The organism is Aeromonas sp. HMWF017, from assembly GCF_003061465.1.
Classification (GTDB): Bacteria; Pseudomonadota; Gammaproteobacteria; order Enterobacterales; family Aeromonadaceae; genus Aeromonas; species Aeromonas veronii.
This window is the reverse complement of sequence record NZ_QAJD01000131.1, coordinates 61,217-70,551: the sequence shown is the minus strand read 5'-3', so window position 1 is coordinate 70,551 and position 9,335 is coordinate 61,217. Positions and strand designations below refer to the sequence as shown.

7 protein-coding genes are annotated in these 9,335 nt (G+C 59.4%); 2 read left to right on the top strand and 5 right to left on the bottom strand.

The window, feature by feature from the left end; genetic code table 11:
• The coding region (locus tag DBR30_RS12940) for a lysophospholipid acyltransferase family protein (RefSeq protein WP_108588375.1) at positions 1–1,388 on the bottom strand (1,388 nt) is incomplete at its 3' end.
• Between the two features lie 212 nt (positions 1,389–1,600).
• Positions 1,601–2,824 (bottom strand): peptidase T, encoded by a 1,224-nt coding sequence (gene pepT, locus DBR30_RS12935; RefSeq protein WP_108541365.1) that lies wholly within the window; start codon positions 2,822–2,824, stop codon positions 1,601–1,603.
• 1,013 nt (positions 2,825–3,837) lie between these two features.
• Here pepT and speA point away from each other — a divergent pair.
• Positions 3,838–5,739: a biosynthetic arginine decarboxylase gene (gene speA, locus DBR30_RS12925; protein WP_108541366.1), complete on the top strand. Its 1,902-nt coding sequence runs from the start codon at positions 3,838–3,840 to the stop codon at positions 5,737–5,739.
• Positions 5,740–5,823: 84 nt separating this feature from the next.
• On the opposite strand, the gene DBR30_RS12920 is transcribed toward speA, so the two are convergent.
• Both DBR30_RS12920 and DBR30_RS12915 read right to left on the bottom strand, forming a co-directional pair.
• Positions 5,824–6,348 (bottom strand): hypothetical protein, encoded by a 525-nt coding sequence (locus DBR30_RS12920; RefSeq protein WP_005353417.1) that lies wholly within the window; start codon positions 6,346–6,348, stop codon positions 5,824–5,826.
• On the bottom strand, positions 6,345–8,342 hold the full coding sequence (locus DBR30_RS12915; protein ID WP_108588374.1) for an alkyl/aryl-sulfatase: 1,998 nt from the start codon (positions 8,340–8,342) through the stop codon (positions 6,345–6,347). The genes DBR30_RS12920 and DBR30_RS12915 overlap by 4 nt, the downstream gene beginning before the upstream one ends.
• A 235-nt stretch (positions 8,343–8,577) precedes the next feature.
• Here DBR30_RS12915 and DBR30_RS12910 point away from each other — a divergent pair, with 235 nt between their 5' ends.
• Positions 8,578–8,766 (top strand): hypothetical protein, encoded by a 189-nt coding sequence (locus tag DBR30_RS12910; protein WP_005334402.1) that lies wholly within the window; start codon positions 8,578–8,580, stop codon positions 8,764–8,766.
• A 74-nt stretch (positions 8,767–8,840) separates the two neighbouring features.
• On the opposite strand, the gene DBR30_RS12905 is transcribed toward DBR30_RS12910, so the two are convergent.
• Entirely contained in the window at positions 8,841–9,134 is a 294-nt protein-coding gene (locus DBR30_RS12905) for a hypothetical protein (RefSeq protein WP_108542086.1), read from the bottom strand.
• Positions 9,135–9,335 lie beyond the last annotated feature (201 nt).

Below are 9,335 nucleotides of genomic sequence, written 5' to 3'. Positions count from 1 at the left end.
CGGTAGAAGCTCACCAGCAGATCCTTGGCCGCCGGCGGCAGGCTGCCGGAGAGCGACACCGGGCCAAACAGGTAGCGGTAGCGGGGATAGCGGGCCAGATAGGCACCGATGCCGAACCAGAGATAATCGAGCCCCCGCTTGCCCCAGTAGGCGGGCTGGATAAAGCTGCGGCCAAGCTCGATGGCCTGCTCCAGCCGGGGCAGCAACTTATCCTCGAAGCCGAACAGGGTGTGGCTGTAGAGACCATCCTTCCCCTTGCTGGCCAGCAGCTCCGCCACCGGGGCGAACCGGTAGGCGCCGATGATGTCGAGCCGGGCCGGATCCCAGAGGATCAGGTGGTGATAGTCGTTGTCAAAACCATCGAGATCCCGCCGCTTGCCAGACCCTTCCCCCACTGCGCGAAAGGCGATCTCCCGCAGCCGCCCCAGCTCGCGCAGGATCACCGAGTGGCTCAGTTCGTGGCGGCGGTAGAGGTAGATCCCCTGACCATCCGGGGTGGTGCCGAGCTGCTCGCAGCTTTCGATGGCCTGTTTGAGTTGGCGGCGATCCTCCGGCAGGGCGATGGGGGCCTCGGTCTGCAGGCGCCCCGCCTTGCCACGGCCAATCCGGTAGAGGTGGTTGCGCACCAGCCGCGCCGCCGTCTTGGCGGGTAGATCCTGAAAACTGCCGAGCGGAATGCGCGCCCCTATGGTCACCGGCAGGGTCTGCCCCTGCTGGCGAAACAGCTGACGCACCAGCAACAGGGCGGAGGCGGGCTTGTTGAGCCAGGAGGCGAGATAGAACCAGAGGCTGTTGCGCCCTCCCAGATGGATGGGCACCAGCGGGGTGCGGGTGCGCTGGGCCAGTTTGATAAAGCCCGCCTGCCAGGGGCCATCTTTCACCCCCTTTAGGCCAAGCCGGGATACTTCACCCGCGGGGAAGATCACCAGCGCCCCTTCATGGGCGAGGTGCTCGTTCATGGCGAGGATGGCCTGTCGATCGGTCTTGCCCTCCATATTGTCCACCGGCAATAGCAAAGGGCGCAACGGCGCGAGCTGGGCCAGCAGTTGGTTGGCGACGATCTTCACATCGGGACGAATGCGGCCGAGCAGTTGCAGCAGCGCCAGTCCGTCCAGTGAGCCGATGGGGTGGTTGGCGACAAGAATGACCCGGCCGCAGGCGGGAATATGCTCCAGTTGCGCCTCGCTGACCCGATAGTCGAAATCGAGCTGGGTCAGCGCCTGCTCGACAAAGTCGAGGCCGCGCAGGTGCGGGTAGCGGGCGGCAAAGTCGGCAAAGGCACGTTCGTTGAGCAGCCAGCCCAGCAGCCGCTTTAACAGTGGGGTGAGCAGGGGGTAGCCAAGCAGGCGAGGGAAGTGCTGGGTCAGCAGGGTATCGATAGTGAACATCTGGGGGCTCCGGCGATCCGTTGCCCCCAGCATGATGTGGCACTGTTCCCGCGACATGTCAGCGGGATGACAGTTTGATGGCAGCGGCAGCCAGTAGCTTCTGAGCGACCCTCCCCGGTTTCCCTTTCCTGATGGGTGATGGCCAGATAGCAAGGGAGGTGCTGGTAAACCGGCTCCCCCCCTTGGTGGTCGTGGTAATGATAGCGACCCGATTAACCGCGCCAGGCTGCGGTGAGGCGCACCAGCTCCACCAGGGTGGCGACCGATTTTTCCATGGATTGCAGCGGGATGAACTCGTGCTTGCCGTGGAAGTTGTGGCCACCGGTGAAGAGGTTGGGGCAAGGCAGACCCATAAAGGAGAGGCGGGCGCCATCGGTACCGCCGCGAATGGGCTTGATTTTCGGCACCACGTCGGCGGCCTCCATGGCGGCCTTGGCCAGCTCGACGATATGCATGTGCGGCTCGATTTGGCTACGCATGTTGCGATAGCTGTCGGTCAGAGTCAGCTCGATGCGGGCCTTCGGATACTCGGCCTGCAGGGCGGCGACCCGGCTCTGCATCTCGGCCTTGCGTGCGGCGAAGTGCTCGTCGTCGAAGTCACGGATGATGTAGTGCAGGGTGCTCTCCTCCACGGTGCCGCTCATCTGGGCCAGATGGAAGAAGCCCTCATACCCTTCGGTGCACTCCGGGGTCTCTTCGGCTGGCATGGCGGCGTGGAAGCGGGCGGCCAGGGTTTGGCTGTTGATCATGCTCCCCTTGGCGGTGCCGGGGTGGACGTTATTGCCGATAAAACGAACCGTGGCGCTGGCGGCGTTGAAATTTTCATACTCCAGCTCGCCCAGTTCGCCGCCATCCACGGTATAGGCCCACCTGGCCGGGAATCTCTCCAGCGGGAACAAGTTGGCGCCACGGCCAATCTCTTCGTCCGGGGTAAAGCCGACCCAGACATCGCCGCGCGGTATCTCGGGGTGCGCCTGCAGATGGTCGATGGCGGAGAGGATTTCGGCGATACCCGCCTTGTCGTCGGCGCCCAGCAGGGTCGTGCCGTCGGTGGTGATGAGGTCCTGCCCCAGATAGTTTTTCAGGAAGCGGTAGTCACGGATGGCGAGCACCTCGTCACCCTTGCCAAGACAGATATCGCCGCCCTGATAGTTCTCGATGATCTGCGGTACTACGTGCTCCGCCTCGTAGTCGGCGGTATCCATGTGGGCAATCAGGCCGATGGCGGGGGCGTCCGGCTGGTTGCCTGGCAGGCAGCCGGTGAGGTAGCCGTGTTCATCCAGGGTGACCTGGCTCAGCCCCAGCGCCTTCATATCTTCTTGCAGGGCACGGGCAAAGAGCAGCTGGCCTTCGCTGCTGGGGCAGGCTGGATTGGTCTCATCGGAGCGGGTATGAAAAGTTACGTAACGCAGAAAACGCTCAAGCAGGGTATCCATTAGTCAGCCTCTAACCGATTGTGAGCGGTCATTGTGGCCAATCCGTGCGGGGCACTCATTGCGTCAGCGCAGGTTTTTCCCATTTTTTGACGCAAGGGGAGAGTGGCGAATGTGCGGCACGCGGGGCAACTTCGGCGAGGGTATGCGCATAAATTTTGCATTTATTGCGATATTTAGGCGCTGGCGGTGGTGACCAAATTCCCCTCAGCGACCGCACAGCAAGGCGTGAGCCCAACCATGGCGTTTTCGCACACTTTTCAAGGGGGAATCGGGCTGTCGCATAACCTGCGCCATCCCAGATCCTGCCTGCCCGCCAGCAAGATTTGATCGACTTATTAAAAGGGGATTTTGAACACTATTTTTTATTGTCACTGCCCGCGGTAAGTGTGTACACTCCGCGCCGATCCAAGGGAACCCTGAAGCAGGCAGAGCCGCCAGAAATCCGACCGATCATACGCCTATAGGGCGAGGCACGCAGAAACGACAGACACTGCTGGGGAATGGTTTCTTTAATACCGGTTAGGCTCCGGTATCAGGGAGAACAACAGACTCTCATCCTTCATTTGACCGAGTGGGCCACCGGCTCATCATCTTCCCTTGTCATGGGCGGTCACTGACGGTGAGGTGGGCTGTGGTTGTTGTCGTCTATCAACACGCATGCGTGCTGGCGCCTTCGCTTCTCTTCCTTGGAACCCTCTCCTTCTGTCGGGATCGCTGCCGAATGATGAACTGACGGCGTGGCTGATGTCGTCTGTCATCAAAGTACCGCGGCGCTACGGCATAGTGGCACCGCATACCGTTGAGCTTGATGTAAAGCCACCAGCCCCACATCAAGACTCGTTACTTCCCCAAGATCCACCAGGCAGCCTCTGGCTTGCCGCGATGTGCAAAGCGCTGGTTTGGGTGGCTGCGTCTCGTGATGGCAGCGCTCACCGTACTCTGCACTAGATGGTCTGGATGTGATTGAGGGTAACGAAGGCGACTTTGGGTCGCTCATTTGCGAGGCATAGCCCATGACTAACTGGTCCAGCAAGGACTCCTTGAAGGTCTACAACGTTCCCTACTGGGGTGCGGGTTTTTTCAATATCAATGACGCCGGTCATGTGACCGTCGCCCCCGACAAATCACGCCCTGACGCGCATATCGTGCTCTCTGACGCCATCGAACAGTTGCGTCAGTCCGGGCTGACCACCCCCGTGTTGCTGCGCTTCCCCGACATTCTCAAAAGTCGGGTCGATGCGCTGTTCAACGCCTTTGGTCAGGCCATCGAGAAGTCAGGCTATGAAGGGGACTACCTCTGCGTTTACCCGATCAAGGTAAACCAGCAGCGTCGTGTCATCGAGACCATCAGCCAGTCCTACAGCGACAAGCCCCGGCTTGGCCTGGAAGCTGGTTCCAAACCGGAACTGCTGGCCGTGCTGTCCCATCACCATGAGCAAGGCTCGGTGATCGTCTGCAACGGTTACAAAGACCGCGAATATATCCGCCACGCCCTCTTGGGCAACCTGATGGGCCACAAGGTCTACATCGTGGTGGAGAAGCCCTCCGAGCTGGAAATGGTGCTGGACGAGTCAGCTCGTCTCAATATCAAGCCCAATATCGGGGTGCGTGCCAAGCTCGCTTCCACCGGCTCCGGCATGTGGGAATCGAGTGGCGGCTCCATGTCCAAATTTGGTCTATCCGCCTCCCAGATCCTGGCGCTGATCGAGCGTCTGCGCGGGCTGGGCAAGCTGGATTGCCTGCAACTGCTGCACTTCCATCTGGGCTCCCAGATCGCCAATATCCGCGACATTCAGGGCGGCATCCGCGAGTGCGGCCGTTTCTACGCTGAATTGCGTCGCCTCGGTGCCAACATCGAAGTCGTGGACGTCGGTGGCGGCCTGGGCGTGGACTACGAGGGAACCCGTTCCCAGAGCCACTGCTCCGCCAACTACAGCCTCTCCGAGTACGCCAACAACGTGGTATGGGGCATCGGCGATGTCTGCCGCGAGTTTGACCTGCCGCACCCGACCATCATCAGCGAGTCTGGCCGTGCCCTGACCGCCCACCACGCCGTGCTGGTCACCAATATCATTGGTGCCGAAGGGGTGGAGATGAACGACATCAGCGCGCCGGACGAAGATGCACCGACCATTCTGCAAAACATGTGGAAAGGCTGGCTGGATCTGCGCAGCGAAGATCCCTCCCTGCTGGAGATCTTCCATGATTCGGTGGCAGATCTGGGTGACGTGAATACTCAGTACACCATGGGCCTGCTCAACCTTGAGCAACGTGCCTGGGCCGAGATGCTGCACCAGAACACCTGTCTGGCACTCAAAGAGCTGCTCAACCCGGTCAACCGAAACCACCGTGCGCTGGCTGACGAACTGAGCGAAAAGCTGGCAGACAAGTGCTTTGCCAACTTCTCTCTGTTCCAGTCCCTGCCGGATGCCTGGGGGATCGGTCAGGTATTCCCGGTGATGCCGCTGGCTGGCCTTGAGCGTCCGCTCACCCGTCGCGGTATCCTGATGGATATTACCTGTGACTCCGATGGTCAGGTCGAGCACTACGTCGACGGTCTGGGGGTCGAGAGCACCCTGCCGATGCCGGTTTATGGCGAGAACGAAGAGTGCCACGTCGGCTTCTTCCTGGTCGGTGCCTATCAGGAGATCCTCGGCGATCTGCACAACCTGTTCGGTGACACCCACTGCGCGGAAGTGTGGCTGGACGAAGAGGGCAAGATGGACATTCGCAACGTGGTGCGTGGCGACACCGTCGACCAGCTGCTGCGTTACGTCAACATCGATCCGTCCGTCATTCGCGAAAACTACCAGCGGATCGCCGCTCATCCGGCGCTGGACGATGCCACTCGCAAAGCTCTGCTCGACGAGCTGGAGCTTGGCCTGCAAGGCTACGCCTATCTGGAAGACGAATAAGCGCCCGCGCTTGACGTTCGCCGCGAAGGCATAAAAAAGGGAGGCATTTGCCTCCCTTTGTTCTATCTGTTCCTCCTGTGGCGGTCAGGTCTGCGAGCTCAGCGCCTTGTGCAGATCCCGCTGCAACTGCTGATTGTCGTCTCTTTGCAGCTCCACAATACCCAATTGCAGTCCCTGCTCGATGGTAAGCGACCCATTCAACATGGCGTTGATGGCGGCTTCACTCAGCAGCATCACCCGGTCTTTTGGGTTGGGGCCGCTGGTGTGCAGCTGGAGCAGCAGAGACTCCTTACCTCGTACTCTGGACCAGAGTCCTGAGTCGATAAGCAGGATGGAGATACCGCCGCCTACCCCTGCCTGCTGGAGTCGACTTTTGAGAGTTTGGAGCCACGCCTGGCTACGGGAGAAGCCGGCTTCGCCTGTCAGAGCTGCCAAGGGGGGTAACTGCTCACGGCTTACCGCAGTCGCCGTGGCCATGGCAATATTGACCGTCCCCGGCCAGCTCTGTTCGAACGGATTGGGATAAAGGGCATCATAACCACAGCTCTGCCCCATCCCGGGGATGAGGCAGAGCAGGACCATGCATGCGCGCAAGGTGCGTTGCATCATGGCGTCACTATGTTGAACCAGAAGTTGAACTTGTCGAGCAGCGTGACGAAGTCGCTGAACTTCTGCTGATCACCCTCGATCTTGATCTCGCCGTTGGCGATCTTCTGCTCCATGGTGCCCTGACCGAGCTGGATATCATCCAGCGTCTTCTTGCTCAGGGTAATGGTCACATCAGGCTTGGCGGCATAGCGGGTTGTGTGGTTGAGCACCGAGTTCTCCAGACTCAGGGTATGTTTCTCCTCGATGTCGGTGAACGCCATGTTGATGACCATCTTCTTGCCCGCCGCTTTCTCGGGATTAATGCGCACCGAGAGATAGTCAAACAGCATGCTGGGGCTCATAGCCCGGATGGTATCCGGCGAGGCGGTGACTGTTCCGCCAACATTGGGAACGCCATTGCGCAGCTCATAGGCGCCTTGTAGATAGACGGAGCGCCACGGGCCGGATTCAGCCTGATAACCCAGCTGCTCCAGTGCATCTGCCAGCAGCAGCTTGCCCTCTGTATTGTTCGGGTTGGCAAACACCAGATGTTTGAGCACTTCTGCTACCCAGCGATATTCCCCCTTGTCGAACGAGGCCTTGGCTTTTTTCAGTACCTCCTGCTCGCCCCCCATGAACTCGATATATTTGGGGCCGACCATTTCTGGGGGCAGGTTGTCGAGATCGGAGGGGTTGCCGGAGTACCAGCCCATGTAGCGCTGATAGATGGCGCGGCTGTTGTGGCGCAGGGTGCCGTAGTAACCGCGGTTCGGCCAGAAGTTGTTGAGCTCGGGGGGAAGGGTGATCTGCTCGGAGATCTCCTCGCCGGTATAGCCCATGTTCATCAGGCGCACTGACTGGTCATGGATGTATTTGTAGAGGTCACGCTGCTTTTTGAAGTAGTCAACGATGTTGGCATTGCCCCAGCGTGGCCAGTGGTGGCTCTGGAACTTGACCTCGGCCTGATCACCCCAGGTTTCGATGGTCTCGTTGAGAAAGCTGGCCCACTTCAGTGCATCGCGCACTTGGGCACCGCGCAGGGTGAGGATGTTGTGCATGGTGTTGGTGGTGTTTTCGGCCATCCACAATGCTTTGCTGTCCGGGAACCAGGTGTTCATCTCGGCCGGTGCTTCGGTGCCCGGGGTCATCTGGAAGACCATCTTGACGCCATCGACCGTCAGCGTTTCACCGGTTTTGGTGATAAAGCGGGTCGGCAGCAGCAGCGAGGGCACGCCGGTGGAGGTGGTTTGCCCCAGACCGCCATTGACGCCCCCCTGCGGGTTGCGCGGCAGCAGGGCGCCGTACATGTAGACGGCGCGGCGAGCCATGGCGTTGCCGGCGATGACGTTCTCCGACACCGCGTGTTCGGTAAATCCTTCCGGCGCGATGATCTCGACGCCGTTCTTTTTCACCTCGTCCAGCGAGTTGAACAGACCGGCGGCACCGCCGTAGTGATCCACGTGGGAGTGGCTGTAGACCACCGCGGTGACCGGGCGCTCCCCTTGGGTCTTGTTGATGAAGGCCAGCGCCGCCTTGGCGGTTTGCGGGGAGATCAGCGGATCGAACACCACCCAGCCCTTGTTGCCTTCGATAAAGGTGATGTTGGAGAGATCAAAGCCGCGAATTTGGTAAATCTTGTCGGTGACCTTGAACAAGCCGTACTGCATGTTGAGCTGGGCATTGCGCCACAGGCTGGGGTTGACGGTCTCCGGCGCGGCCTTGTCGAGGCCGATGTAGGTCTTGTACTGCTCCAGATCCCACACCACGTTGCCCTTGTCATCCTTGATGGTCAGGGTCTCCGGTTTGGCGATAAAGCCACGCTGGGCATCCTCGAAATCCTGTTTGTCATTGAAGGGCAGGGTGGTGAGTACCTGCTGGTTTGCCTTGATGGTAAATTCGCTGGCAGGCTTGGGGTCGATGGCGGCCTTGGCCGACTGCACAAGAGCAGGTTGCACAAGCAGTGTGCCACAGAGCAAGAGCGAGAAAATCGTGGGGGTGGAAAGCCTCGGTTTCATCGGTATGACTCCAGATGGTGGTGTGGGTCGACAGGGCTAAGTGTAGTCAGGCTAAAGTCAGGGAAGAGAAGAAAGGGGGACTTGCGCTACACAACGCCATCCGGGAGGAAAACAGCAGGAATTGCGCCCGCAGGAGCACTGCCGTTGCACATCTTGATCTGTATCAAGATAGGTCGCAGCGGGTTGTCTTACGGTCAGGAGTGATGTTGATGGAATGTAACAAAAGGATGTGCATATGGAACTGAAAAGGGACCCGAGATGCTATACCGACGTCTGTATCGACGGTAAGTGGTATCACTACGACCACTGCAGCACCAACGTCTACATGCTGATGGGGGGCGCTGCGCCGAGCCTTCAGCTGGCCTATGAGCCGAGCAGCGAAGAGGAGCTGATCGAGATGCTCCAGCAGCTGGGGCGCTTCTAAATCACCGAATTGATGTCTTGCCATATGGCCATCGGGCGCGTTGCCACGATGGCCACCACTCTTGACCGCTTCACCTAATCTCGGCGGGTTTTATTGCCCAATAACCCCTTGCCAATTTCCAGCATGGCGACGGCCGCGGCGTAGCTGCTATCGGACTTGCCTATCTCATCCGCTATATAGAGAAAATTGGACTGGTACTTCTCGACGGCCTCCCGTGGACTGGTCGCGTCAATAAAGTCCTCCTCCACCTCGAATCCTTGGGTCAGCAGTGTCGCCTTTTCACTCAGAAAAGTCGGAGATGCCATGTCGATAAAGGTGTATTGCTGCCGATTGGATGCCGGAATGGTAAAAAACTGGTATCTGGCCATGGGTAAATCCTCGCTTGAAGCGGGTGATAGATGACGTGACGCTGGTTTTAATCTGTGGTTCACAGGCGGCTTGGTTTCCCTCGACATCATCGACAGTACGCGTCAGGAATGCCGCATTTTGTTTTCGTTCGAGACTACTTTGTTGGCGTCTGCCCGGCAAGTGGGGTGCAGGGATTTTCTGGATGATCCGTGCAACTGAGG